General features: G+C 44.8%; 26 protein-coding genes and 1 pseudogene. 17 read left to right on the top strand and 10 right to left on the bottom strand.

Annotation, left to right across the window (positions count from 1 at the left end; genetic code table 11):
* The first annotated feature begins 164 nt into the window (after positions 1-164).
* Together RMO55_RS09790 and RMO55_RS09795 are read left to right on the top strand one after the other, a co-directional pair.
* Complete coding sequence (locus tag RMO55_RS09790) at positions 165-1472, top strand: FAD-dependent oxidoreductase (RefSeq protein WP_310426137.1); 1308 nt, start codon at positions 165-167, stop codon at positions 1470-1472.
* 125 nt (positions 1473-1597) lie between these two features.
* Positions 1598-2638, top strand: a complete 1041-nt coding sequence (locus tag RMO55_RS09795) for a hypothetical protein (protein ID WP_310426138.1) — start codon at positions 1598-1600, stop codon at positions 2636-2638.
* Positions 2639-2824: 186 nt separating this feature from the next.
* On the opposite strand, the gene RMO55_RS09800 is transcribed toward RMO55_RS09795, so the two are convergent.
* Positions 2825-4114 carry a glucose-1-phosphate adenylyltransferase gene (locus tag RMO55_RS09800; RefSeq protein ID WP_310426139.1) on the bottom strand — a complete coding sequence of 430 codons (1290 nt, stop codon included), beginning with the start codon at positions 4112-4114 and terminating at the stop codon, positions 2825-2827.
* A gap of 425 nt (positions 4115-4539) precedes the next feature.
* Between RMO55_RS09800 and RMO55_RS09805 the strand changes: the two genes are divergently transcribed.
* Positions 4540-5820, top strand: coding sequence for a hypothetical protein (locus tag RMO55_RS09805; protein WP_310426140.1), 1281 nt, complete (start codon positions 4540-4542; stop codon positions 5818-5820).
* Between the two features lie 119 nt (positions 5821-5939).
* On the opposite strand, the gene RMO55_RS09810 is transcribed toward RMO55_RS09805, so the two are convergent.
* Positions 5940-6488: a phycobiliprotein lyase gene (locus tag RMO55_RS09810; protein WP_310426141.1), complete on the bottom strand. Its 549-nt coding sequence runs from the start codon at positions 6486-6488 to the stop codon at positions 5940-5942.
* Between the two features lie 326 nt (positions 6489-6814).
* Between RMO55_RS09810 and RMO55_RS09815 the strand changes: the two genes are divergently transcribed.
* Both RMO55_RS09815 and RMO55_RS09820 read left to right on the top strand, forming a co-directional pair.
* Positions 6815-8083, top strand: coding sequence for a serine hydrolase (locus RMO55_RS09815; protein ID WP_310426143.1), 1269 nt, complete (start codon positions 6815-6817; stop codon positions 8081-8083).
* Between the two features lie 62 nt (positions 8084-8145).
* A complete protein-coding gene (locus tag RMO55_RS09820; protein ID WP_310426145.1) occupies positions 8146-8517 on the top strand; it encodes an MGMT family protein in 372 nt (123 codons plus the stop codon).
* 122 nt (positions 8518-8639) lie between these two features.
* On the opposite strand, the gene RMO55_RS09825 is transcribed toward RMO55_RS09820, so the two are convergent.
* Complete coding sequence (locus RMO55_RS09825; RefSeq protein ID WP_310426147.1) at positions 8640-9446, bottom strand: TIGR00297 family protein; 807 nt, start codon at positions 9444-9446, stop codon at positions 8640-8642.
* 137 nt (positions 9447-9583) lie between these two features.
* Positions 9584-10384: a Dam family site-specific DNA-(adenine-N6)-methyltransferase gene (locus RMO55_RS09830; RefSeq protein ID WP_310426148.1), complete on the bottom strand. Its 801-nt coding sequence runs from the start codon at positions 10382-10384 to the stop codon at positions 9584-9586.
* 249 nt (positions 10385-10633) lie between these two features.
* Here RMO55_RS09830 and ahcY point away from each other — a divergent pair, with 249 nt between their 5' ends.
* Together ahcY and RMO55_RS09840 are read left to right on the top strand one after the other, a co-directional pair.
* Positions 10634-11905 carry an adenosylhomocysteinase gene (gene ahcY / locus RMO55_RS09835; RefSeq protein ID WP_310426149.1) on the top strand — a complete coding sequence of 424 codons (1272 nt, stop codon included), beginning with the start codon at positions 10634-10636 and terminating at the stop codon, positions 11903-11905.
* A 183-nt stretch (positions 11906-12088) separates the two neighbouring features.
* Positions 12089-12556, top strand: coding sequence for a DUF4079 domain-containing protein (locus RMO55_RS09840; RefSeq protein WP_310426151.1), 468 nt, complete (start codon positions 12089-12091; stop codon positions 12554-12556).
* 119 nt (positions 12557-12675) lie between these two features.
* Here the strand turns inward: RMO55_RS09840 and RMO55_RS09845 are convergent, their stop codons facing one another.
* Entirely contained in the window at positions 12676-13128 is a 453-nt protein-coding gene (locus RMO55_RS09845) for an RrF2 family transcriptional regulator (RefSeq protein ID WP_310426152.1), read from the bottom strand.
* A 9-nt stretch (positions 13129-13137) separates the two neighbouring features.
* Complete coding sequence (locus RMO55_RS09850; protein ID WP_310426154.1) at positions 13138-14037, bottom strand: LysR family transcriptional regulator; 900 nt, start codon at positions 14035-14037, stop codon at positions 13138-13140.
* An 85-nt stretch (positions 14038-14122) separates the two neighbouring features.
* On the opposite strand from RMO55_RS09850, the gene RMO55_RS09855 reads away from it, so the two are divergent.
* Positions 14123-14836 (top strand): A/G-specific adenine glycosylase, encoded by a 714-nt coding sequence (locus RMO55_RS09855; protein ID WP_310426155.1) that lies wholly within the window; start codon positions 14123-14125, stop codon positions 14834-14836.
* Positions 14837-14986: 150 nt separating this feature from the next.
* On the opposite strand, the gene ffh is transcribed toward RMO55_RS09855, so the two are convergent.
* Positions 14987-16384 (bottom strand): signal recognition particle protein, encoded by a 1398-nt coding sequence (gene ffh, locus RMO55_RS09860; RefSeq protein WP_310426157.1) that lies wholly within the window; start codon positions 16382-16384, stop codon positions 14987-14989.
* A gap of 326 nt (positions 16385-16710) precedes the next feature.
* Here ffh and RMO55_RS09865 point away from each other — a divergent pair, with 326 nt between their 5' ends.
* From RMO55_RS09865 to nadA, 4 genes are all read left to right on the top strand, one after another.
* Complete coding sequence (locus RMO55_RS09865; RefSeq protein ID WP_310426158.1) at positions 16711-17676, top strand: DUF1517 domain-containing protein; 966 nt, start codon at positions 16711-16713, stop codon at positions 17674-17676.
* 114 nt (positions 17677-17790) lie between these two features.
* Positions 17791-18012: an AbrB/MazE/SpoVT family DNA-binding domain-containing protein gene (locus tag RMO55_RS09870; protein WP_310426160.1), complete on the top strand. Its 222-nt coding sequence runs from the start codon at positions 17791-17793 to the stop codon at positions 18010-18012.
* Positions 18009-18413, top strand: a complete 405-nt coding sequence (locus tag RMO55_RS09875; RefSeq protein ID WP_310426162.1) for a type II toxin-antitoxin system death-on-curing family toxin — start codon at positions 18009-18011, stop codon at positions 18411-18413. Before RMO55_RS09870 ends, RMO55_RS09875 begins: the two co-directional genes overlap by 4 nt.
* 137 nt (positions 18414-18550) lie before the next feature.
* Positions 18551-19510 (top strand): quinolinate synthase NadA, encoded by a 960-nt coding sequence (nadA, locus tag RMO55_RS09880; protein WP_310426164.1) that lies wholly within the window; start codon positions 18551-18553, stop codon positions 19508-19510.
* Here the strand turns inward: nadA and RMO55_RS09885 are convergent.
* Positions 19461-20144, bottom strand: coding sequence for a helix-turn-helix domain-containing protein (locus RMO55_RS09885; protein ID WP_310426165.1), 684 nt, complete (start codon positions 20142-20144; stop codon positions 19461-19463). The two genes, nadA and RMO55_RS09885, sit on opposite strands and share 50 nt — an antisense overlap.
* Positions 20145-20223: 79 nt before the next feature.
* Here RMO55_RS09885 and RMO55_RS09890 point away from each other — a divergent pair, with 79 nt between their 5' ends.
* Positions 20224-21555, top strand: coding sequence for a glycosyltransferase (locus RMO55_RS09890; RefSeq protein ID WP_310426167.1), 1332 nt, complete (start codon positions 20224-20226; stop codon positions 21553-21555).
* Between the two features lie 20 nt (positions 21556-21575).
* Here the strand turns inward: RMO55_RS09890 and RMO55_RS09895 are convergent, their stop codons facing one another.
* Entirely contained in the window at positions 21576-22124 is a 549-nt protein-coding gene (locus tag RMO55_RS09895; RefSeq protein ID WP_310426169.1) for a TetR/AcrR family transcriptional regulator, read from the bottom strand.
* A gap of 171 nt (positions 22125-22295) precedes the next feature.
* On the opposite strand from RMO55_RS09895, the gene RMO55_RS09900 reads away from it, so the two are divergent.
* From RMO55_RS09900 to apcB, 3 genes are all read left to right on the top strand, one after another.
* A complete protein-coding gene (locus tag RMO55_RS09900; RefSeq protein ID WP_310426171.1) occupies positions 22296-22625 on the top strand; it encodes a DUF5367 family protein in 330 nt (109 codons plus the stop codon).
* A 247-nt stretch (positions 22626-22872) separates the two neighbouring features.
* Positions 22873-23154 (top strand): hypothetical protein, encoded by a 282-nt coding sequence (locus RMO55_RS09905; RefSeq protein ID WP_310426172.1) that lies wholly within the window; start codon positions 22873-22875, stop codon positions 23152-23154.
* Positions 23155-23251: 97 nt separating this feature from the next.
* Positions 23252-23761: an allophycocyanin subunit beta gene (gene apcB, locus RMO55_RS09910; RefSeq protein ID WP_310426176.1), complete on the top strand. Its 510-nt coding sequence runs from the start codon at positions 23252-23254 to the stop codon at positions 23759-23761.
* 296 nt (positions 23762-24057) lie between these two features.
* Here apcB and RMO55_RS09915 read toward each other — a convergent pair whose 3' ends face one another.
* Positions 24058-24414, bottom strand: a complete 357-nt coding sequence (locus RMO55_RS09915; RefSeq protein WP_310426173.1) for a hypothetical protein — start codon at positions 24412-24414, stop codon at positions 24058-24060.
* 200 nt (positions 24415-24614) lie between these two features.
* On the opposite strand from RMO55_RS09915, the pseudogene RMO55_RS22235 reads away from it, so the two are divergent.
* Positions 24615-24871: pseudogene (locus tag RMO55_RS22235) on the top strand (aquaporin); the annotation flags it as partial.
* Between the last annotated feature and the right edge of the window lie 182 nt (positions 24872-25053).

The raw sequence follows: 25053 nt of genomic DNA on the forward strand, positions 1-25053 counted from the left end.
GTCTCCTAACCCTCACTATGCCCAAAGCCACCCCCGCCCTGCCTAATCTAGTCAAAGTTGCCCTGGTATCCGAGGTTTTGCCAAGCTAATCAGCCAGACAGTCAGCGGTTGAAACAGCTGCTACTGATCCAAAGTCCTCACTCAACTCAACAAAAATTCTAGTCATGAAAATTGCAATTATCGGTGGTGGTGCCAGTGGCATCGTCACTGCCCACCTCCTCCAAAAACAAGGACATCAAATCACCGTATTTGAACGAGAACCAATCCTCGGCGGACATATCCGCACCCTCAATCAAAATGTCCAACCAAATCGTTGGCGGAGCCTGTCTGTTCGCGGAGCGTCCCGAAGGGAAGGACAATCCGATTGCAATCTCATTCTCGAAAACGGCGTACTAGAATTCCCCACCACCTTTCATAACTTCATCGCATTGATGACAGAACTAGAGATAGAACTAGAACCAGTTAATATTGGCTCTGCACTATTCCTCAAAAATGGCAACCACTATCTTTCCAAAGTCGCGATCGATCGCAACTTCACTGGCATCAAACGTTCGATCGAATCTTGGCGCATGAACTTATTTTATCTCCGTTCTGTTAGCCTACTGATCGCCGCAAAATTCTGGCAGATCATCGATTTTCATAATATATCTGTAGCCGATAGCTTCCAACAGCCATCCCTCCAACATACCTGGCTAAAATTATTCGCCATGTACAGTTATTCGATCCCTTTTCCGCAGATCGATGATTGCCCAGCCGAATTAGTAATTCCCACCCTTCGCGACGATGTATTTGTAGACTGGGTGAGAATTAAAGGCGGCGTATATTCATATATCCAGAAAATTCTCGATCGGTTTCAAGGCGAAATTCTACTAGGAGTCGAAGTTGCTGCTATTCGTCGCACAGCCACAGGAGTAACAATTGAATTGACGGATGGTAAACCCCAAGAATTTGACAAAGTGGTATTTGCCACACCACCAGATCAGGTACTCAAACTGCTAGCAGATCCTCACCCAGAAGAAATTAACAGATTTGCTGCTTGGCAAGGAAACCATATTCAAACCCTACTCCACACCGATGCAGACATGTACGCACCCTACCAAGTCAAACAAGGTTCCGAATTTGATTTTTTTGAGACAGCTAACCAAAATGGTAATTGGGGCTATAACGCCCGCCTCAATCAGCTCTGTGGCATCACATCCCCAGTGCAATATAGTCTATCATTCAACCTCGAAAGCTTAATTGCCCCCGATCGAATTTTACATCTTCAACAACATCACACCCCACTCTATACCGTGGCTGCTTTCCGCCATCGGCAGGAGATTATCGCCACAAATGGCGAATTCAATACTTACCATGTCGGAGCCTATCTCGGCGATGGTTTGCACGAAGGAGCGATTACCTCAGCGATGCGGGTTGCTGCGCTAATAGCTACAACTGAAGTCAGAGGGGAGGGGATGGTTTTATCCTGCTAACCGAATTACTTGCTAGAGCCATTCAAAACCTTCTGTGTGCAGGCTAGATCCGATCGTTTTCTGACCCTTGCATGTCAGAATATAATTACCTGGTGGCTATTTCCATTTTATACTGAGGACGATCGATGCTTGCTTCATCTGGCTCTATTACCGATCTCGAACTTGCAGCGGCTCTAGAAATTAATGCCGATCTGAGCTTCGACTTACCCGATCCTGAAGATGAGGCAGTCGGCGACTTTGACTTTCGACAACGAGTTGATGATGCGTGGATTGTATGCGACAGGTTCGATCTGCAAACAGAAATCTGGCGGGGTCGGATCTTACGTGCAGTTCGCGACAAAGAGAAAAAAGGTGGTGACGGACGCGGACAAGGCTTTCTCAACTGGCTCAAAGATCGGGAATTGAGCAAGAGTCAGGCTTATGCATGGATCGAACTGGCGAATAGTGCCGATACTCTACTGGAAAATGGCGAACTTTCCCCCTCTGCACTCAAGAATTTTAGCAAACGTGCCTTCGTTGAAACTGCCAAATCTTCCCCAGAAGTTCAACAATTAGTCACTGATGCTGCTGAAAGAGGAGATCGAATTACGCGCCGCGAAGTCCGACAACTATCTGATGAATGGATGGCAATGAGTTCGGATCTGATTCCCGATGAAGTTAAGGAGCAAGCTGCCTCTGGAGCTACGCCACCGCGATTTATCGCCCCGTTAGTTAAAGAAATGGAGAAACTACCAGAAGCTCATCAAATCGCGATTAAGCAAGAAATAGCCGCCAATCCCGATGTGGATAATATTAAGCTAGTCACCAGTAATGCCCGCAGTTTATCGAAATATCTCGATGCTGGGGCACAGGTGCAAGTTTTGAATGATTCTAAAGTCGATTTGCCGAATGCTTTGGAAGAAGCGATGCGGGTAGGCTGTCTCCCTGTGGCTGCAGATGTGCTTAAACAAGCGGCTCAATTAGAGCAAACGATGACTAAGTTTTATTTAACCTGGAAAAGATTGGGAAGTCTGGTAGATAGATTGTATGTCGATACAGGTGCGAGTACGCCTAATTTGCGATCGCTCATTGCCTGCATCGAACGTCTCTCCAGCGAAATTGTCGAAGTTCCCTTGGATGATAGCGGTGAAAATTCCATCCGGTTGCGGGTAATGACGGGGGAATAGTTTGAATGAGAGGGTAGAGGATCGCAGGTAGCGGGTAGTTTCCGTTTAATAATCTCCAACTAAAATCTAGCATGGAGCGAATGCCGCACCACGCTAGTAAAACTCGAAACTCACAAGTATATATCGATTGCTGATTGGCTTAGTAACAGCAATTAACCGCGATTCTTAACCCAAACTGACGTTAATTTAGATGGTCGTTCCATTTGGAATCGTAGCGTTTTTGAGCACTACGACAATCCCACTGCGGATATAGTATCCGAGTTCTTCCCGTTGAGCTTCTTGAATACCTTCCTTATTGATAATCATCACATTGGAACCGATGCGGGCATTTTTATCGATAATGGCGCGGCGAATCGTTGAATTCGTACCGATTCCCATTGGTATTCCACCAGTTTCGACTTGAGTTTTGCGCTCTGGTGCGGGTTCGTAAAAGTCAGAACCCATAATCAAGGAATCTTCAATTACGCAACCTTCCATAATGCGGGAGCGAACACCTAAAACGGAATGGTGAATTCGGCATTGTTTGATAATACAACCTTCGCCAATCATCGACTCAGTGACTTGAGCATCGAGTAATTTAGTTGGTGGAAGATGACGGGAACGAGTGTAAATCGGTGCGTTTTCGTCGTAGAAACTAAATGGCGGAGTTGGTTGTTGAGTCAGTGCTAGGTTAGCATCATAGAAAGACTCGATCGTTCCAATATCTTCCCAGTAGCCGTCAAACAGGAAGGCTTGAATATTGTGGGTAGCGGAAGCACCTGGAATGATTTCCTTCCCGAAATCAGTTTGCTCTAAAGATTTTTTGAGTAAATCTACCAATACTTGCTTCTTGAAGACGTATATCCCCATCGAGGCAATATAGGGCTTCTCGGCTGCTTGTTCGGCATTGAGACCTAATTTAGTGGTGTCTACCCGCATACTTTGCAGTGCGGCACCTGTAGGCTTCTCACTGAATTCTACAACGCGCCCAGATGCATCGACTTTCATCAATCCAAATTCGGAAGCATTTTTCTCGCTAATCGGCACTACCGAGAGGGTGATATCGGCATTGGTTTCGCGGTGACGTTCGACGAATAGACGATAATCCATGCGATAGAGGTGATCTCCTGAGAGGATCACCACTTCTTCAACATCCCATTCCTCGATCATCCACAGGTATTGACGGACAGCATCCGCCGTACCCTGGAACCAGTCGGGACTATCTTTGGTTTGTTGAGCGGCGAGAACTTCGACAAATCCATCGCTAAATCCCGAAAAATTGTAGGCGCGGGATAAATGTCGATTGAGGGAAGCGGAGTTAAACTGAGTCAGCACATAGATTTTGAAAATCTCGGAGTTAATACAGTTGCTGACAGGGATATCAATCAGTCGATACTTACCTGCGAGGGGAACAGCGGGTTTTGCCCGTAATTTAGTCAGAGGATACAACCTGGTACCTGCGCCGCCACCTAAAATGATCGATAAAACTTTTTTCACAATAACCTCTTAAAAATAGCGATCCCACAAGGATCGATCTTCATTGCTGGGGGTTTAAATGGTTTCTGCACCATTACCGCTCTAGCAATATCGATCTAGACAACCTCTATCATCTGATAACTTGGGTACTTTCGGGTCGGTTCGATCGGTATTTTCTGCTACTTTATCGGGAGAATTTATTCTGTCACCGATTTTATTCTCGGTCAACCTCAAGAAAATTTCGATAGAATTTTAATAGGGATCGTCGATCGTCTCTAAAATAGCAGGTTTGCACCCATATAGCACTTTCTTTGTAATATGCAGTACGTTATTCGAGAGGAAAGGGGGGGAGCGGGGAGCGGGGTTTCCCCAAGAGAGTACCTTTTCAAGAGAGCGGGGAAAGACCGTACTTCACAATTGGCGGAAAGTGCTGTAACAGCTAGCATATGGATATACCAGGAACGTGGATTATGAATGCCAATCCTCAACTTATGACAGCGGTGGAACAGCTCGGATATCGAGTGACTTGTGGGGATGTGGTTACTCATACTGGTATTCACCTAGAATCAGCACGTTCGGGATTGCTGGCTTTGGCGAATCAAACTGGGGGACATTTGCAAGTCACCGATACTGGAGAAGTTATTTATGTCTTGTCCCCAGATTTTCGGCAAATTTTGATTCGGAAGTCGGTACAGCTCCAATTCCAGGCTTGGCTCGATCGATTCTTCACCGTAGCATTCTACCTAATTAAGATTTCTTTTGGAATTTTGTTGATTGCTTCTGTTAGTGTCGTTTATCTGACGATTTTGGCGATTACGCTAGCAGCCTTATTTGGGAGCGAAGGTGGCGGTGATTGTGGCGACTGCGGCGATGGGGGTGGTAGTTGTGTTTTAGGTATTTTTGATTGGGGTGGTAGTAGCTCCAGCAGCTTGACAACGATGACTACCACCACTAATGAAAATCTCGCACCAGTCCGTGCCAAAACACAACGGAAGCCACTAAATTTCTTGGAAGCAGTATTTTCAGTATTATTTGGCGATGGCAATCCTAATGCGGATTTAGAGCAGCGACGTTGGAGTTATATTAGTAATCTAATTCATCGTCAACAAGGGGTGGCGATCGGCGAACAAATTGCGCCATACTTGGATAATATCGGGCAGGGATTCGACCTCGAATATGAAAACTATATGTTGCCCGTGTTAACTAAGTTTAATGGTATTCCTGAAGTCAGTCCCACCGGACAATTAGTATATCATTTTCCAGATCTCCAATCTACACTCAAGGATACCTCTGGAAAATCTGCACGGGTACCGAAATCTTTGAAAGAACGCAAATGGAAATTTACCAAAGCCACACCAACTCAGACTAATTGGTCGATCGTTTTATTTGCCGCTAATTTAATCGGTATTAGTATCTTAGCTGTCATGATAAGTGGTGCAACGAGTGGCTTGATTGGTGGAGCGATGCCAGTATTAGCTTTTTACGGCATTGGGCTAGTGGCAATTCCTTTCTGTCGTTATTTTTGGGTAAAATATCAGGATCGCCAAGTGCGTAGACGCAATCAGTTACGCCGTCAACAAGTGAATTTATTGAAACAAGAAGAGTCGATTCAACAGAAGTTAGACTACGCTAAACAGTTTGCCAAACAATACAAAATTACCGATCGAGATATCATCTACACTACCGAAGAAGATGCGTTGTCTCAAGAGTTTAAACGGCTAGAATAGACTTTGATAATTGATAACTATACTCTGCGCGGCGATCATCTGAGATGATGTTTTAATCGTGGGGTGCGTTAGGCGGTAGCAGTAACGCACCAAATTACTTTGGCAAAAGTGCAAATTTGTCAAACCCGAATTCTTTTTTCTAGGTATTGACCGATCGTGACTTGTTCGCCCGCACGAGAGATAATTGTTTGGCGAGTACGGTATTTATCCCCAACTAACTTAATTTCCTCTTCAAATACCGAGCCTTGATACTCAGTTTTGAGGCAGAGGGTATTAGGATGGGGGAAATGGTAAATCGCGGTAATTGGTTTAGAAGTTGCAAAACCGCGATCGCGATATAAGATATTCCCTAAAGCTCCGAATAACGTACTTCCTTTTGAAGCTTTTTTCCCCGTCACCGAGTCTCTACTTTCCCACTCAATTTTGCTTCCACAGGTAAGCGCGAACGCCTCTAAACCATGTAATAGAGCTAATTCTTGCAATTCCAGACAGCCCGATTCTAGAAATTGAATCCCAATCTCACTAACGACCTCTTGGGTATCGCCATCGGGCAGCGTATAATATCTTCGTTCGGATAACCAGTTACCAGCAGAAACTCTAAAAAATTTGGCGACTAGTAATTCTTCAGTGGTAGATGCAGATGGAAAGCCTTGTAAACCTTTCGTCATGGGCTTTGTCCTCACAGATTTGAATACATGAATTAGGTTTTAAATCTAAAACCCGTAATACTTCTTAATATAACGATAATATTGGCAATCTGGCTAGATCGATCGTTACAGAAATTGGATCGATCTCCTTTAAACTTAATACCAGCATGAGGTTGATGAATTTTAGTTCGATCGATTCTCCAGGGGAGAGGCTCTCGGTTACGAATTGACGCAGGGAACCTAATAATGTTAATCATCATCAAAGGTGAAAACTAGAACCGTGCTAGCGAACCTCAGTTAGCAAACGACAGAAACATCGCTCTACCATTACATCACCTCCTCACTCTATGAAATTAAATTGGCTCCTCACCGGACTGATTAGCAGTGCGTGCTTATTTCTCGCGGCACCAGCCCAAGCAAGCAAATTCACTGGTTGGGAATTTGACGCTAATCGCAATCAATTGAATTTTGGTACAGATACTGGAGTCAAGCCAAAAGCCACATTACTCGATGGCCCTTACCGCCTCGTCGTTGACTTACCTGGGACAAAAATGACCGAGGCTACTGTGCGCAAGAAATTTGGTGCAGCGGTGCGAGAGGTGCGGATTGCCCAAGCAGATGCTAATAATACTCGATTGGTGATGGAACTCGCACCAGGTTATGGTGTCAGTCCGCAAAATATTATCATTCGGAGCGATATTCCTTCCCGCTGGTCGATAAAATTGAGATCGATCGATCGTGGTGTTTCGACAACTAGCACGGGTCGAATTCAAGCCGTTCCAGTCAGTCCGATCGTTTTTGCTGGGGTAGTGCCCATCGGACAGGAAATGACCGCTCTCAAGAGCCAAATTAAGACCTTAGCATCGAAGTATGATTACCTCTCGCCAGGGATGTTTTTCATGGAGGTGGACACGGGAAATTATTTGGATATTAATGGCGAAAAGAGTTTTCCGGCCGCAAGTACGATTAAGTTGCCAATTTTGATGGCTCTGTTTCAAGCTGTCGATACAGGCAGAGTACGGCTGAATGAAACACTCACAGTCCGACGAGATTTAATTACTGGTGGTTCGGGCGAACTCCAAGGTAGTCCTGGTGCAAAATTGAGCGTGCTAAAAACAGCCACGATGATGATCGCGATTAGCGATAATACTGGGACGAATATGATTATTGACAGGTTAGGTGGTAAAGCAGCCCTCAATAGTAAGTTTAAAAGTTGGGGATTGCGGAAAACTGTCATTAATCGTCCGCTGGGAGATTTTAAAGGTAAAAATACGACTAGTCCCGCAGATTTGGTCAGATTATCAGCGTTAATTGCCAAACATCAACTGATTAGTGAAGCTAGCCGCAGCAAAGTTTTGGATATTCTCAATCAAACTGAAAATCGAAAACTATTACCCGCAGGATTGGGTAAAGGTGCGGCGATTGCCCATAAGACGGGTACGCTAGGGCGATTGATTGGGGATGCGGGGATTATTGAAATGCCGAATGGAAAACTCTATTTGGCGGGGATTTTTGTCAAGCGTTCTTTTAACGATCGCCGCGCTCGCGATTTTGTCCAAGAAGTATCTCGATTGACTTATAAATATATTAACGATCGACAAATAAGTCAGAAATAGTTGTAGGTTAAAAGTAGGAAGTTGAGTAACATTTTGAAGAGTTTGTAGATGGAGGACGAAGAATGATGGTCGATCGCGTTATCACACCAAAAATATCAGATCGATCTTCTAAATACCAAACGATCTATGAGGTAGTCAGAAAGATCCCCCTTGGCAAAGTTATTACCTATGGACAAGTTGCCGAATTAGCTGGTTTATATGGCAAAGCAAGACTGGTAGGTTATGCTCTATTTCGGGTAGAGATAGAATCCGATATTCCGTGGCAAAGAGTAGTAAATTCTAAGGGAGAAATTTCTTATTCGATCGCCCGATGTGGCGGCGATTATTTGCAGAAAACTTTACTAGAGCAAGAGGGGATAAAATTCAAACAAGATAATCGCATCGATCTAAAAATATATCGCTGGCTGCCACCATTAGATTTGATGGATGATTAACTATAGATCTGTTGTTTATATTTCAGCGATCGATTAACAGCAGCCTGTTATTAAAAAGGGAGAATCGAAGGTTAAATAGGTCTCCCCTTTTATCTGTATTCTGACTTCAAATTCACGTCGTTTTAGTGCCACCAGGTCGCGATTGCCGAAGGCAGGCTCAGAGCCAACGAGATGGCGACTACCGCACCGATAATTGTATTGATAACATTCACCAATTCATTACTAAGCCAGTCAATTTCTGACTGTAAAGTAGCACCGATAACACTCTCTATATTTGTAGCAATAAAAGCAGCGATCGTACAAATAATTACTCCAGTAAAGGTAATCATCCCGACACTATAAGCAACTAAAGAAATTAGTATTCCGCCAACGATACCTGCAACTGTTCCCTCCAAACTCACCGCACCTTCAGTACCTCTGGGTACGGGTTTTAATGTCGTAATCAAAAATGTGCTTTTTCCATACGCCTTACCAACTTCGCTCGCAGTTGTATCCGATAACTTAGTCGCAAAACTTGCCACATAACCTAATAGTAGTAAAGATTCCCAGCCAGGATCGAGCCAGCCTAACTTAATTCCAGCGACACCGATCGCACATATCGTAGCAGTAAAAGCCGAACCCCAAACATTTTCTGGTCCTCTGGCACCATCTCTTTTCTCGGCGATTCCTTCCGCTTCTTTTTGCTTCATCCCAATTCTTGTCACCGCCGAACCCACGAGGAAGTAAAACATCACTACCCCATAACCGCGCCAACCCAAAGTACCCCAGACAACTACCCCCAATCCCCAGGCGTGAATTAATCCGGCTGGTGTTAATAGTTTCTTGGGAATAATTGTTGCTACTATTAATAGAATTGAGTTTAAGGCGATCGCTACTAGCCAAGGATTCTGCATACTAAAATCAAACCAATTTGACACTGTATTTAACATAGGTATTGGGTATTGGGTATTGGGTATTAGGTATCAGGTTTTAGGTATTAGATATTAGGTATTGTTAAAATAGATGACTGAAAATTAATTACTTTAATGTCAATATTTAAAATTACTATATTAACAATCTAAAATATTTACATGAACACTGCTAACAATTCACTAGCATTCTGTCTATTTTTGGCATCACTAGAGATCGATCGACGAACGGAGAAAGTATAAATTTTAGCAGCCGCATAAGCCGATCGAGTAAATTCGGTATCATGATTAGAGATGACTACCGAAATACCCTTGTCCATCAATTCACCCGCGAGATCTGCTAATTTCTGCTGTTCCTGTAACCCAAATTTCTCTTTAGTATAATCTGCAAAATTTGCTGTTGCGGTCAGTGGTACATAGGGCGGATCGCAGTAGATAACATCGCCTGGTTCAGCGCGATTCATGGTGGTCACAAAGTCAGCTACTTCAAATTTGGCAGATTGACTTTTAGCCCAAAAATTTAGCAGTTCTGGTACTGGCAGCAGCGGTTTGGCATAACGACCGAACGGAACATTAAATCCACCATTCCCATTGTATCGACACAGCCCGTTAAAACAATGACGATTCAAATAAATAAATAGTGCAGCTTTGCGTTGGAGATCGCTAGTGGTATTCATCTCCTCCCGCAAACGGTAGAAAGCATCCGCCTGGTTATTTTCACTTACGAAAAACTGCTGACAGTATTCAATAAAATCTTTGCCACCAGACTGGACGTGTCGAAATAAATTAATCAGATCGGCATTTGAATCGGCGATGAGATTAGCTGGATAATCCATATTCAAAAATACAGCTCCAGAACCTGCAAACGGTTCGATGAGACGATTTCCTGGCGGTAAAGCTGCCCTAATTCGATCGATAATTCGATATTTGCCACCAGCCCACTTCAGAAAAGGTTTCATCAATAAATTTTGATTTTCAGTGTTATTGTCGATTTTACCGCGTCTGCGAGGTCAATCTAATCACCGCCACTCAAATAGCTCACACCAAGCGGGGAGGTTGGGTTCCCAAGTTGGTACTGCGAAATAATACCTAAGCATAATTACTGAGTCAATCTGGTTCTAGTTAATTGTGCGGAGTGATAAATTTGAAGATTTCATGTAACCTAGGAAAAGAAGATAGAAGTTTAAATATATTTACAAACAGTATCTATGATCGCAACTGCACTGAAACACGAAGTTAAGGATTTATCGCTCGCGCCCCAAGGCAAGCAACGGATTGAATGGGCAGGTCGGGAAATGCCTGTGCTGCGTCAGATTCGGGATCGGTTTGCAGCAGAAAAGCCTTTGGCTGGCATTCGTATCGTCGCTTGTTGCCACATTACCACTGAAACCGCTCACTTAGCGATCGCCATTAAAGCCGCTGGTGCTGATGCAATTCTGATTGCTAGTAACCCACTCTCCACTCAGGATGATGTCGCAGCTAGTTTAGTTGTCGATTATGGAATTCCTGTTTTCGCCTTCCGTGGTGAAGATGAAGCTACTTACAAACGTCACGTTCAAACCGCACTAGATCACCACCCCAACATTATCGTTGATGATGGTTGTGACGTAGTTGCAACTATGGTTCAAGAACGTCAATCTCAATTGAGCGAATTAATCGGTACTACCGAAGAAACCACTACTGGTATCGTTCGTCTCCAAGCCATGTTCAAAGCTGGTGTATTAACTTTCCCTGCTGTCAACGTCAATGACGCAGACACCAAGCACTTCTTCGACAACCGTTATGGTACTGGTCAATCCACTCTAGATGGGATCATCCGCGCTACCAACATTTTACTCGCTGGTAAAACCATCGTCGTCGCTGGTTACGGCTGGTGTGGTAAAGGTACCGCCATGCGTGCCCGTGGACTAGGTGCAAACGTTGTCGTGACTGAAATCGATCCTACTAAGGCGATCGAAGCTGTCATGGACGGTTTTAGCGTGATGACAATGGACAAAGCCGCAGTTGTCGGCGACATCTTTATTACCGTTACTGGTAACAAGCATGTCATCCGTGGCGAGCACTTCGACTTAATGAAAGATGGCGCGATCGTTTGTAACTCCGGTCACTTTGACATCGAAATCGATCTCAAAGCTCTAGCTAGCAAAGCAACTGGTGTGAACACTGTCCGTAACTTTACTGAAGAGTACAAGCTCTCTAACGGTAAATCAGTGATCGTCATCGGTGAAGGTCGTTTAGTCAACCTCGCAGCCGCTGAAGGACATCCTAGCGCAGTTATGGATATGAGTTTCGCTAACCAAGCAATGGCTTGCGAATACCTCGTCAAAAACAAAGGCGAACTCACTCCAGGTATTCACTCTATCCCCGTACATGTGGATAAAGAAATCGCGCGGATGAAACTCGAAGCGATGGGCATTCACATCGATAGTCTCAATGCAGACCAAATCGATTACGCTAACTCCTGGACTTCTGGTACTTAATTTCGACGTTCTCAATTCTGATTTCGATTGAAGTTCTCATTTTATTGGTAGTTTTTAAAGCATAGACCATCATCTGGTCTATGCTTTTTTGTAATGCTGAACGATCGACAACAGGCTTCTCTCCGTAATTTATGCTAACTTTTATAAAGATTCTTAAATTTTCGCGTCAATTTTGCCGATCCTATGGACTTCATTCCTGCTAATATCAAACCCTATCTCAATTTTATCCATCCGCCACTAATGTGGATTTTACTCGCAACTTGCCTGTACGCACTCTACTTAGGCTTCAAGATTCGGGAAACACGTAGTGCAACGGGCGAGGAAAAGAAAAAACTGATCCAAGGTAAGTATATTAACCGTCATTACCAAATTGGTTCGATTATCTTAGCTGTAATGGTATTAGGATCGATCGGTGGGATGACGGTGACTTATATTAATAATGGTAAGCTATTTGTCGGCCCTCACCTGATCGCGGGATTGGGAATGACTGGTTTAATTGCTGTATCGGCTTCGCTTTCTCCCTACATGCAAAAAGGTCTGGATTGGGCAAGATACAGTCATATTGGAATCAATCTCGTCATTGTCGGTCTGTTTGGTTGGCAAGCTTTCTCTGGCGTTGAAATCCTGTTACGGATTGTCAGCAAAATGTAAGGAAAATCGTCTAAATCCTCGTAGATTCAGGGTAGGGGCAATTTATGAATTGCCCCTACCCTGAATTTTGAGAGTAGCTATTGCATAACCGTCAGGATGATTTCAATCGTTGGCATTCGTTAGATAATATAATTTGTCACTTCCCCTTGTGCAGCTTGCCAACTACGGGCATCGTAGTAGAGATCTGCGAGGGAAATACTAGCTAAAGCGGCTTGAAGTTTTTCGTTAAGTCTGCGCCACACCATCAGTGTCACCCAGTCTGCGGCTAAAGAATCCGATCTCGATGTTTGGAGATCGGGATTGTCAGTCACCATCGATTCACCAACGGCAATTAAGATATCACTCAACGAAATTTGAGTGGGATTTTTAGCCAGTTTATAGCCACCGTGAACGCCACGAATTGACTTGACTAATCCAGCTCGCCGCAATTCGATTAGTAATTTTTCGAGGTATGGTACGGGTAGATATTGGCGGGTAGCGATCGAACTAACGGAAGCTGGGCCATAATTTGGTTGTAAACTAAGATCTAGCATCGCTTTAACGCTGTAATCTCCGCGAGTAGTTAGTTTCATCTGCCTTTTTTACTTTCCCAGTACAATTTCTAGTAGTCTATTTATTGTTGGTGAATTGTCATTGAGTCGCCAAACGATCGCGATTGTCGCTAGCTTCTCTACTCCTAATGATACTAGTTGCGGAGATAATTGAATAGGTTTATAAATTACGCCCTGACGATGTGCTGATTGAATAGATGCGGGGAGAATTGAGACTCCCATATTAGCGGAGACTAGACTAACAATTGTCTGCATTTGGATGCATTCTTGAACTACTTGAGGACTAAATCCCGCCGCTTGACAGATGGCAATAATTGAATCGTATAATCCTGGTGCGAGTTGACGGGGGAAAAGGATAAAAGGTTGTGTTGCTAATGCGGTAAGATCGATAGAATCTGCCATCGCTAAATGATGATTAATTGGTAAAGCTATAACTAAAGATTCTTGAAAAATTATCTGACTGTCAAGATCTCGCTCGATAATTGGTGGACGGATCAAACCAATATCTATTCTACCTTCACGCAACCAGATTAATTGTCGATCGGTAGTCAATTCATGCAGTTCAATTTGGACATGGGGATATCGATCGCGAAACTGTTGGAGCATTACTGGTAAAATATTATAAGTCGCCGATCCGACAAACCCGATCGAGATTTGTCCGAGTTCACCGCGACTGGTTTTTCTACCAATATCGATCGCTCGATCGAGTTGTTGAAAGATTTGATTTATTTCAACTAAAAATGCTTGTCCGGCGGGAGTAAGTGCAACAGATCTTTTGGTGCGAGTAAATAATTCAAATCCCAATTCTGCTTCTAAGTCTTGAATTTGTTTGCTCAATGGTGGTTGAGAGATATGCAATTTTTCTGCCGCTTTTCCGAAGTGCAATTCGGTAGCAACCATCATAAAATAACGTAGGTGGCGAAGTTCCATTAGATTTTAATCTTCCTAATAGTATTGTATCGATAATCCTATTTTGCGATCGTTTCAAGGAATAATTTAGAACATCAATAACTCGATGAAATCTCCTAAATCTCCAACTAAATCCGATCCGTCAGACTATCCATCAGCCGCTAGAATTAACTGGTTTCGCCAACACCTTTCTACTTGGGGCGTTGCCAATCGGCGCGATTTTCCGTGGCGAAACACCACCGATTCCTATCATCTCCTCGTCGCTGAATCTCTACTTCAGAAAACTGATGCGGATACAGTTGCACCAATTTACGCACTATTTCTAGCACGTTATCCCAGCATCCACGCTCTAGCCGCTGCCGATCTCGACGATGTTGCCAAACTGCTCGAACCTTTAGGATTATTTTTCCGCGCCGAACGATTGCAGCAGTGCGCTGAAATCATCATTAGGCAACATGAGGGAAAAGTACCCGATATTCAAAAGCAACTGCTAGAATTACCAGGAATCGGCAATTATACCGCTCGTGCAATTGGCTCTCAAGCATTCAATCAGCCGTTAGCTGTTTTGGATGCTAATGTGGCACGGATTCTCGAACGTTTCTTTGGGTTGCAAGGGGAGAGAGTCAAATCTCGGTGCAAGATTCTTTGGGGTGCGGCGGATCTCATTGCACCGAAGACAGAGGTAGGAACCTGGAATCTCGCCCTACTAGATTTTGGGGCGTTAACTTGCAAGGCTCAAAATCCAGATTGCGATAATTGTCCGCTATCGTCCAAATGTGATAAGTGGAAAGTTGCTGAATTTAGGGATGATTTAGGGTAGGGGTAATTCATGAATTACCCCTACCCTAAATTTTGAGGGCAATTCATAACCCAATCCAGCAATTACCAAAAATTATCGTTTATATTCCACACAAATATTCACCAACACCGAAAATCGCTTTCAACTTTCAACTTTCAACTTTCAACTAATTCACAGGGTTCCAAAACCTTTTTTCTTCTTCTTGACTTTTGCAGGTGCGCCTGGTAGACCAGCACCTGTACCAGATTTACCGCCACCCATCCCAGGGAAATTACCCATACTCATTTGTTGCATCATGCTGCGCATTCGGGTAAATTCGGCGATGAGCTTATTCACATCATTTTCAGAGTAACCACAACCTTTGGCAATCCGACGGCGACGACTGGGAGTACTAGCGAGTAATTCGGGATTACCGCGTTCTTCCTTCGTCATCGACTGAATCATCGCTTCGGCTTTTTTGAGTTGATCTTCGCCCTGTTTTAACTGTCCATCGGAGAGTTTACCCATCCCTGGAATCATTTTAATCAAACCGCCAAGAGAACCCATATTTTTCAACATCCGCATCTGTTTGATGAAGTCGTTGAAGTCAAATTTGGCTTCGAGGATTTTTTCAGTTAGTTTAGCTGCATCGGCGATGTCGAAATCTTCCTGCGCTTTTTCTACCAGGGTGAGTACGTCACCCATGCCCAGAATCCGCGATGCCATCCGCTCAGGGTAGAATGGCTGGAGAGCTTCGACTTTTTCACCGACACCGACAAATTTAATCGGTTGACCAGAAATTGCCCGCACGGAGAGAGCCGCACCACCGCGAGTATCCCCGTCTAATTTGGTCAGGATCGCCCCTGTAATGCCGATGCGATCGTTAAACGTCATCGTAACATTTGCTGCTTCCTGACCGATCGCCGAATCCACTACGAGTAAGATTTCATCCGGTTGAATTGCTGCTTTGACATCAGCTAATTCCGTCATCATCCGATCGTCGATCTGCAACCGTCCGGCTGTATCGACAATTACCACATCTACGCCCAGTTCGCGCGCCTTGGCGATACCTTGACGGGCGATTTCGACCGGATTGGCATCCGTACCCATTTCAAACACTGGTACGTCGATTTGCTTGCCCAGGGTGATAAGTTGATCGATCGCGGCGGGACGATATACGTCAGTAGCAACCATCAGTGTGGTACGATTTTCTTTCCGCAGATGGAGGGCGAGTTTAGCAGTCGCGGTGGTTTTACCCGCACCTTGTAAACCTGCCATCAAAATAACTGTAGGCTTTTGAGTCGCATTCGCCAGGGGACTGTTAGTTTCCCCCATCGTCTTGACTAGTTCATCGTAGACAATCTTGATAAACTGCTGTTCGGGACGAACTCCTGAAATTACATTCGCGCCTTGAGCCTTGGTTTCGACTTCCTTAACGAAATTTGTGACCACTTGGACGTTTACATCAGCCGAAAGTAGGGCGCGACGGACTTCCTTGAGGGCATCTTGAATATTGGAGGACTTGATCTTGTCCTTTCCGCGCAACTTTACCCAGGCTGATTCTAAACTTTCGGCTAATTGGTCAAACATAATCAGGAATTAACAGTTATCGTCGATCGATCTATTGGCTCTACCTCTAGTGTACTGGATGATAAATACATTCTGCCGATCGACTAAATCTAGACACCAATTCTCATTTTAAAACTCTCTAGCATTGCTGAATTGAGATATGGTGTTTTGTTGCTGCAAGCATGTTTCTCCCCCACACCCCCCTCCCCATCGGTTATCTCTACATCTCGCAACATTTCTCTCATCTAGCTAGCTGCGTTAAAGTTGAAGATATTCAGCAACTAAAGGCTTTGAACTGTCAAAGTCGTTACAGTGAAAGAATATGCAAGCTTTTAATACAGATAGTTATGATTAACAAACTGCGCTCCCTCATTAAACCTTTGGTGAAGTCCCTCGTAGCAGTCGGACTAGTCCTAACTCTCGTCTTTTCTCAGACTGGAGATGCTCTCGCCGCCCGCAGTGGGGGACGGATTGGTGGCGGTTCGTTTCGTGCGCCCAGTCGGGGCTACAGTACCCCTAGCGGCGGCGGTGCCTATCGCGGTGGCGGTGGTTACTATCCAGGTGGTGGCTTCTCTTCACCGTTCTTCTTTCTCCCCTTCATGTTCGGTGGTGGTGGTGGAAGTCTATTCTCACTGCTGATTATGGTGGCTGTTGGGGGCTATTTACTTCAGACTTTCAAACGGGTAACTGGTGGCGATAGTATCGAAGGTGGGGACGTTTATAATCCTCAAGTTTCGATCTCGCAAATTCAAGTTGGTTTATTAGCTGATGCGCGAAATGTCCAAGCGACTCTAGACAAACTTGCAACTACTGTTAATGCTGAAACAGCTTCAGGACGAATGCACCTGTTGCAGGAAACCAGTCTCGAACTCTTACGTCACCCTGAATACTGGACGTATGGTAAGACTAGCACTCAACAAGCCAAACTCGATCGAGCAGAAGCAGTCTTTAATCAATTGTCTCTCGCCGAGCGCGGTAAATTCACCACTGAAACGCTGAGTCAGGTTAATAACCAACTCCGTCAGGCGGAAACTAATGCCGTCCTAAATTCTACAGGCGAACTGGCGACAGCGGAACAAGAGCAAGAGCGCGGGGAATATATTATTGTTACCTTGTTGGTTGCGGCAACTCGATCGATCCAATTGCCAAAAATCAATGGTGACAGCGATCTGCGTCAAGCCCTACAGATGCTAGGCAGTCTCGATGCTAGCGCATTAGTGGCGATCGAAGCAATCTGGACACCTCAAGCTAATGGCGATGCACTGACTACAGATGATATCCTCACCCATTATCCCGATCTCAAATTAGTTTAGCCGTTTGTTCATTAGATTAAAAGCCTTCCTAAATTGGGAGGCTTTTACTTTTGTTGCAACATTTGTGATAACATCAGACATAATAGCTATTAAATAGCCCACAAGGAGGTGTTCGTGCTTTTAAACATCAAGAAGCGAGGTAACTCACTGAGCATAATTGTGCCCAAAGAAATGGCGACGAGTATGAGTGTTGAAGATGGTGATAATCTCTTTGCAACAAAAACACCATCAGGATATGAGATTTCGGCATACGATCCTAGTTTTGCAACCAAGATGACAGCGGCTCGAAAAGGTATTAAAAAATACCGCAATGCGTTGATTGAATTGGCAAAATGAGCGAACCTTCTTGGCTGGATTGTCGCGATGTTCGTGCAATTCATGGTGAAATCATCGCGGAGTCTGGTGGAGATCCTGGCATTCTCAGTGAAGGTGGATTGGAATCAACTTTAAACAAGCCCAAAAATTTATATTGCTATGATGATAACGCAACTCTATTGACGTTAGCTGCATCTTACGGCTACGGACTTGTAAAAAATCATTGTTTTGTAGATGGAAATAAGCGGATCGCACTAATTGCTGTCTATACATTTTTATTAATTAATGGCATTGAACTAAGTGCATCAGAACTTGATGCAGCAAGTTTTTTCTTAGATTTAGCCGCAAGTCTCGAACCGCAGGAAGAAGGTATGCACCGACTAATAAATTGGCTGGAAGTTAATAGTGAAACGATCGATTGAGCCAGATGGTGCAAGATATGAGTAACCGTACCCAATCTTGAGAGAGAGCGAAAGTCAGCAACCCCCCTTGGTATTTTGGTGAAAACCACTATAATAAAAGTTAGGTTGAAAAAAACACCCAAATACCCACCACCCAAATGTTTGTCACCGCACGTCCAACAGCTCAAGATCGGCTCCCCATCGATTTAGTAGCAGCAATTCAGGAGTTAAAACAATCGCTAAATGCTGTTATCCTCGCGCATTATTACCAAGATGCGGAGATTCAGGATGTGGCGGATTTTATTGGAGATTCACTAGAACTATCCCGCAGAGCTGCAAGTACTGATGCCGATGTCATCGTGTTTGCTGGCGTTCACTTTATGGCAGAAACTGCCAAGATTTTGAATCCGCAGAAGTTGGTATTATTGCCAGATTTAGCAGCGGGATGTTCGCTTGCAGATAGTTGTCCGCCCGATGCTTTTGCAGCATTTAAAGCAAAATACCCCGACCATATTGTGATTTCTTATATCAACTGTACGGCGGAAATTAAAGCCCTCAGTGATATTATTTGTACCAGTTCTAATGCCGTAAAAATTGTCAAACAAATTCCACTAGCACAGGGAATTATTTTCGCCCCCGATCGCAATTTGGGACGATATGTAATGCAGCAAGCCGAAAGGGAGATGGTACTGTGGCAAGGGAGTTGTATGGTACATGAAACCTTCTCAGAGAAGAAGTTGGTGCAGCTTAAAATTAATCATCCCAATGCCGAAGTAATCGCCCACCCAGAATGCGAGGAAGCCGTATTGCGCCATGCCGATTTTATCGGTTCTACCAGTGCGTTATTAAAATACACAGCCGAGAGCCAGAGCACTCAATTTATCATCGCGACAGAGCCAGGAATAATTCACCAAATGCAGAAAGCTCAACCCCAAAAAGAGTTTATTCCTGCACCACCAATAAATAATTGTGCCTGTAATGAATGCCCACATATGCGATTGAATACATTAGAAAAATTATATCTGGCAATGCGCGATCGGTCGCCAGAAATTACCATGCCTGAAGAGATTAGATTAGCAGCTTTACATCCGATGCAGCGGATGTTGTCAATGAGCTAAAATAACGACTTGGTAATGGTGCTAGAACCTGGAAGGCGATCGAGTGCGCCTCTCCATCATCAACTCCTAATGTTTTGAGAATCAGTTTGGCAATTTGTTCGGGATAATCTGGTTCTGAATGCCCGCCCAGAATCGTCCGCATCGCCATCAGCCCCGTACCCAGAATCAGGTCGATCGCGGCTTGCTGAGTTTCTACTTGAAATCGCTCCAATCGAATCCCCGCTTCTAAATCCGTCGTCACCCCTGTTTTAATTGTTTCACTCAATGGAGCTGCCACCAAACCACTTCTAACGATGACCCAGCCCCAAGTAGAGTCGCGCCTAGCTTGATGTAAAAATTGTCGAATCGCGATCGCCATCCGTTCGGCGGGATCGGTAATTACTTCAGACTGCGCCCAAATACCATGATTCATCTCATCGCTAAGAGCGGCGGCAACTGCGGTTAGCACTTCTTCTCGCGTCTGAAAATAGTTATAAAACGTCCCCCGCGCCACTGCTGCTTCGGCAATAATCTCATCGATCGTTACTGCATCCGCCTCTTTGCGGGCAAATACCCGATAGGCGGCATCAATCAGGATCGCCCGCGTCCGTTCCCGTTTTTCTAAACCGATCGATGCTCGTCGCGATGGCTGCATATCACCAAAAGAAGGCTAACTATAGACTTTAACCATACCTCTTAATTGACGATCCGATCGAATTGACGCTAGTATCAAAATGACAAAACTGTCATTTTATTTTGCGAGTATAAAGGAGATCGAGATCGTGCAGATTTTAGCGATCGCATTGGGCAGTCAAGGTGACGTGCAACCCTATGTGGCATTGGGCAAAGGCTTAAAAGCAGGAGGGCATAGCGTCCGCGTGATGACTCATCTTAACTTTGAACAGTTAGTCACCGCTCATGGCTTAGAATTTTATCCAGTCAAAGGTAACATTCGAGAGATTGTCGAATCACCAGAGATGCGGGCATTATTGGAACGAGGAAACTTCCTGAAAATTAACGCATATACTGCCAAACTCGCCCAAACTGCCGCGACCGATTGGACGCAGGCTGGCTTAGTAGCTTGTCAGGGGATCGATCTAATCGTCGTGGGCATTGGCGGGTTGAACATCGCGGTTGCCCTGGCTGAAAAATTACAGATTCCCATCCTCCCAGCTTTTCTCTTTCCCTTTACACCGACACGGGCGTTTCCAGGAATCCTGTTGCCGCAGTCTCTCTCTAAGTTGGGCGGCACATTCAACTGGTTATCCCATCTTTTGGTGCAACAGATAATGTGGCAAGGGTTTCGCACAGCCGATCGCCTGTCCAGATTAGCAGTATTAAATCTCCCCCCTGCACCCTTCTGGGGGTCGTATAAATCGCTTATACTGCAGCGATATCCAACGATCTATGGTTTTAGTCCATCTGCGATCCCCCAGCCTGCTGATTGGCGGAATACCGCAATTGTAGGCGAATGGTTTTTGGCTGCTGCCGACTGGACTCCACCCGCAGATTTAAGGGAATTTTTGCAAAACGGCTCACCGCCTGTGTATATCGGCTTTGGTAGTATGAGCATTCGCGATCCAGAAGCAACTGCGGATCTGGTGCTGCAAGCAATCGATCGCACCCAACAACGGGCGATCTTGCAATCTGGCTGGGGCGGTTTGAGTAAAGCCGACTTACCGAATCATGTGTTGATGGTAAATTCAGTTCCCCATGCCTGGTTATTCCCTCGGATGGCGGCAGTAGTGCATCATGGTGGTGCGGGAACGACAGCAGCGGGACTCAGAGCAGGAGTGCCATCGATCGTCATTCCGTTCTTTGGCGACCAATCTTTTTGGGGGCAACGGGTAGCAGATTTAGGCGTGGGGACTACACCGATTCCCCGCAAGCAATTAACAGTGGAAAATCTGGCGCAGGCGATCGATCGAGCGGTGACAGATCCAATCATGCGTCAACGCGCCGCCGAGCTGGGGGCAAAAATTCAGGCTGAGGATGGGATTGCTAGTGTCGTGGCGATCGTGAGATCGATCGAGGATGAGATAAAAACAGCGAGGACAGTTACATAACAGCAGTTCCCACCCATGCCCTAAGCGGCAATGCTTTTCAAAAAAGCTGTAATCGCATCTTGTCCGCGTTGGGCATTTCCTGTTGTCAAAAAATCTAAAATCGCCCCCTGAAATAAATAAAATAGGGCTAAACCAATAGTTCGATCGTTTGTCAATGTCGAGAGCGAATCTACCCATTGTTGACTTTCACGCTCCAAGAAACCTTTTGTTGCTAAATCGCCCTGGATCGCACGTTGATGTAGCTCCATCGTCAGCTTTAGTAAGCCATTCATCTCTGGTGAAGTCAAATGCTGCCACATTGCCAGCAAAGGGGTTGTTAAGTTATCTCTTTCAACGGAAACGCTGTGAAATGACCAGAGTTTTTCGCGGAGGCGAGTCTCCAGCAGACTGATAATTTGTCGCTCCAATTCCTGCTTCGAGCCAAAGTGGTAAACGAGCATTCGCCCACTAGTACCAATCCGCTTGGCGATCGCATTGATGCTAGCATCCAATACACCTACCTCGATTGCGGTGGCTAGACATTGCTCTAATAGCTCTTGCTTCTTCTGTGGCTCAGTCGGTCGGTTCATGTCTTGACAGTTAACGTAATAGCCATTACAGTAATAATTAACGTAATAGCTATTACGTTAATACTGCTATAGAGGAAAAAGATCGTGAATATACACAGTAGAACTAGTATCAGTAAAAAATCACAATCAATCGATATTATCTTGTTTGCGAGTCTCGGAGCCGGCTTTTGGTTGACTTTTTTATTACTCATCCGATTTTGGGGTGAGTACTTGTTTATCGATCGCAATCCTTGGCTACTATGTTTGTTTATCCTATCGATACCCCTAGCTTGGGTATTAATCAAAGTCAGTATGACGATCTGTAAGGTGGAAGGCGAGCAGGTATTGACGGCGACGGTACTGATGTCACTAACGGCGATGTTACTAGATGGCATTGCGTTAACGTGGTTTCAGAATTGGTATGGGCTAGAACCGACAAAGTTGTTGCTGGTTGCCGCTTGGTTATTGTGGGGTGTGGGGATCTGTTTAGCTATGGGCTATTGGAAATCAGTAAAACATTAATCGATCGCAGAAAACTAGTAATTTTGTTTTGATGCCAGATGTGAGTCTCGATCATTTACGTCACAGTGCCGAATTGTCATGACGGAAGGCACCAGCAAAGACACCTAAAGCCTCAAATCTAACTACTCGATCGAGACCAAATATTAAAAAAAAGTATCGTAATTGACCAAATACCACTTCCTGTTAGATAATCTTGCTATCATAATGATAAGTAAAGTTAATCAGTAGTATAACGGGGATCGTAGTAATGGCGGAGCAAGCAATTTGGAATGAAGCGCGAGAAATGGCCGTCTATCATCCTGGACAAAAAGTCGAAATCAAACATCGTCCAGGGGTCATCGATACCGTCATCGCCTACGATCCCATGATGGTACCACCAGTAATGCTCGCTAGCGATCCCCAACCTCGCTATCCTGAAGAATTAACCCTAGTTTCCCAACCCGCAATTGCCTTTGATTGGCGGCATCCTTGGCCTAAGGCTCCGATCGATCGGGCGATCCCCAATCGCCGTCAGCTCGTCAAAGCTTAAAATACGATTGCGAATTGTAACGCAGCTACCCCGCATGGCGGCGGTTTTCTGCGATACTGATAAACCGATAAAAGAATTATGTTGGGAGAGCTGTCTCATGCGGGATGCTGTAACAAATCTCATTAAAACTTACGATATAACAGGCCGTTATTTAGACCGGAACGCCATCGATAGCTTAAAAACCTACTTTGATACTGGTGCGGCAAGAATTGCTGCTGCTGGGGCGATTAATGCCAACGCAGCCGCGATCGTAAGACGAGCGGGTTCGCAGTTATTTGAAGAATTGCCAGAATTAATCCGTCCGAGTGGTTATGCCTATACCACACGACGTTATGCCGCATGTCTGCGGGATATGGATTATTATCTCCGGTATGCTAGCTACGCGATTGTTGCTGGAGATACCAATGTTCTGGATGAACGGGTGCTCCAAGGCTTACGGGAGACTTATAATTCCCTGGGTGTTCCCATTTCACCAACGGTGCGGGGAATCCAAATCATGAAAGATTTGGTTAAGGCTCAATTAGCGGCAATGGGAGTCACTGATACTAGCTGTGTCGATGCACCTTTCGACCATATGACTCGTGAAATCAGCGAGCAAGACATCTAGGAAGTTGCGGCGCGCGCTTGTCGGGTTCCCCGACAGTTCAGCGCGACAAGACAGAAAGTTGAAAGTTGAAAGTTGAAAATTCCGAGCGTCGGGTTATTTACTTATCATCAGATTGACTAAACTTATACAAAAAGAGATCGCGAGTCCATGCTAATTTATAGCAGGATTCGCGGTCTCTTTTTGGTGAAATTAGCTTTTAGCTTGAGGCTAAAAAAGGGGTGGGAGGTTAGGGAGTAGTTGGAATGTGGATTTAATCTAAACTAAATCTCTTTCCAACACTTTCCCTAATTCCTAATTTAAGCGGCTGGCTCTGGAACCACAGCAGTTAGACTGTCGAGTGAGAGCGGAATAAAATCACATGTGCTGGTTAACCCTAATAACATTGGCTCATTGGGGTTGATAACTTTACCAGTAATTCCACAGCGTTCTTCAGCATTCGCAGTTGCGGTGACTGTAGCGCGGATATCTTCAGAAGTAAATCGATGACGATAATCACCAGATTTTTGCTGGACGTATTTCCACAATACCTCACGGATCAAAGCTTGATAACCTTGATGTCCAGAGATTTCTTTCAGACGTTCTTTGAGTTCGCGTTCGAGGCGAATACTAGTAACTTCCATTTCAGTGGTTGGTGTCCGCTTGAGTGTATGCATTATTAAGTTGCTCCGAGAATTTGAATAGACAGGGTGGTGTATTTAGTGTAGTATTTTTTGCAGCAAATAGCAAATATTTTCTAAACTTTATTAATTATTCAGCACTGAGGTACATTTGTCATATTTTTTTAAAAACAGTTACGGGATAAAGTCTCGATCTCCCGCATTCCATCAAGAAAGTACCTCTCGCAGCAATACCAATTGCGATCGGCCTGACAGTAGCCCTAGAAGCCGCCTGTATGGGGCCAATTACTGGAGCGAGTAGGAATCCGGCTCGATCGCTAGCTCCAGCCCTTGTCGGCGGGAATTGGCAGGATTGCTGGATATACCACCAGTGCCAATTTTGGGGGCGCAATTGGCACTGGTGGTGTATCGTCATCTCTCGAACAATTTTTCCGATCTCAAAGCAATCGGCGTAGATCTGAGGGTACCCCTTAACGGCACCCCTACAGTTTAATTGTGGAGCAGGGTGGCTTAATTGTCGGGGGAAAATATTTGAAACCCTAGTTCTTCGTTGTCAACCGCCGTGGGGAAACACCCGGGGGGGGGAATAATAAATTGACCAACCCCCGGGGTTGGAGAATTTATGGGATTTTAATTTGGGGTTAATAAAAAAAAAAGGATAAGGGTTAATTTTTT

Source organism: Chamaesiphon sp. VAR_48_metabat_135_sub (genome assembly GCF_031418915.1).
Lineage (GTDB): Bacteria > Cyanobacteriota > Cyanobacteriia > Cyanobacteriales > Chamaesiphonaceae > Chamaesiphon.

What these genes read in the sequence shown, in the direction of transcription:
- ahcY (WP_310426149.1), top strand. Translation starts at nt 10,634, where the DNA reads ATGATCGCAACTGCACTGAAACACGAAGTTAAGGATTTATCGCTCGCG.
- apcB (WP_310426176.1), top strand. Translation starts at nt 23,252, where the DNA reads ATGCGGGATGCTGTAACAAATCTCATTAAAACTTACGATATAACAGGC.
- RMO55_RS09890 (WP_310426167.1), top strand. Translation starts at nt 20,224, where the DNA reads ATGACAAAACTGTCATTTTATTTTGCGAGTATAAAGGAGATCGAGATC.
- RMO55_RS09805 (WP_310426140.1), top strand. Translation starts at nt 4,540, where the DNA reads ATGGATATACCAGGAACGTGGATTATGAATGCCAATCCTCAACTTATG.
- RMO55_RS09795 (WP_310426138.1), top strand. Translation starts at nt 1,598, where the DNA reads ATGCTTGCTTCATCTGGCTCTATTACCGATCTCGAACTTGCAGCGGCT.
- RMO55_RS09825 (WP_310426147.1), bottom strand. Translation starts at nt 9,446, where the DNA reads ATGTTAAATACAGTGTCAAATTGGTTTGATTTTAGTATGCAGAATCCT.
- RMO55_RS09820 (WP_310426145.1), top strand. Translation starts at nt 8,146, where the DNA reads ATGATGGTCGATCGCGTTATCACACCAAAAATATCAGATCGATCTTCT.
- nadA (WP_310426164.1), top strand. Translation starts at nt 18,551, where the DNA reads ATGTTTGTCACCGCACGTCCAACAGCTCAAGATCGGCTCCCCATCGAT.
- RMO55_RS09810 (WP_310426141.1), bottom strand. Translation starts at nt 6,488, where the DNA reads ATGACGAAAGGTTTACAAGGCTTTCCATCTGCATCTACCACTGAAGAA.
- RMO55_RS09790 (WP_310426137.1), top strand. Translation starts at nt 165, where the DNA reads ATGAAAATTGCAATTATCGGTGGTGGTGCCAGTGGCATCGTCACTGCC.
- RMO55_RS09855 (WP_310426155.1), top strand. Translation starts at nt 14,123, where the DNA reads ATGAAATCTCCTAAATCTCCAACTAAATCCGATCCGTCAGACTATCCA.
- RMO55_RS09885 (WP_310426165.1), bottom strand. Translation starts at nt 20,144, where the DNA reads ATGCAGCCATCGCGACGAGCATCGATCGGTTTAGAAAAACGGGAACGG.
- RMO55_RS09815 (WP_310426143.1), top strand. Translation starts at nt 6,815, where the DNA reads ATGAAATTAAATTGGCTCCTCACCGGACTGATTAGCAGTGCGTGCTTA.
- RMO55_RS09875 (WP_310426162.1), top strand. Translation starts at nt 18,009, where the DNA reads ATGAGCGAACCTTCTTGGCTGGATTGTCGCGATGTTCGTGCAATTCAT.
- RMO55_RS09850 (WP_310426154.1), bottom strand. Translation starts at nt 14,037, where the DNA reads ATGGAACTTCGCCACCTACGTTATTTTATGATGGTTGCTACCGAATTG.
- RMO55_RS09865 (WP_310426158.1), top strand. Translation starts at nt 16,711, where the DNA reads ATGATTAACAAACTGCGCTCCCTCATTAAACCTTTGGTGAAGTCCCTC.
- RMO55_RS09840 (WP_310426151.1), top strand. Translation starts at nt 12,089, where the DNA reads ATGGACTTCATTCCTGCTAATATCAAACCCTATCTCAATTTTATCCAT.
- RMO55_RS09905 (WP_310426172.1), top strand. Translation starts at nt 22,873, where the DNA reads ATGGCGGAGCAAGCAATTTGGAATGAAGCGCGAGAAATGGCCGTCTAT.
- RMO55_RS09915 (WP_310426173.1), bottom strand. Translation starts at nt 24,414, where the DNA reads ATGCATACACTCAAGCGGACACCAACCACTGAAATGGAAGTTACTAGT.
- ffh (WP_310426157.1), bottom strand. Translation starts at nt 16,384, where the DNA reads ATGTTTGACCAATTAGCCGAAAGTTTAGAATCAGCCTGGGTAAAGTTG.
- RMO55_RS09830 (WP_310426148.1), bottom strand. Translation starts at nt 10,384, where the DNA reads ATGAAACCTTTTCTGAAGTGGGCTGGTGGCAAATATCGAATTATCGAT.
- RMO55_RS09845 (WP_310426152.1), bottom strand. Translation starts at nt 13,128, where the DNA reads ATGAAACTAACTACTCGCGGAGATTACAGCGTTAAAGCGATGCTAGAT.
- RMO55_RS09895 (WP_310426169.1), bottom strand. Translation starts at nt 22,124, where the DNA reads ATGAACCGACCGACTGAGCCACAGAAGAAGCAAGAGCTATTAGAGCAA.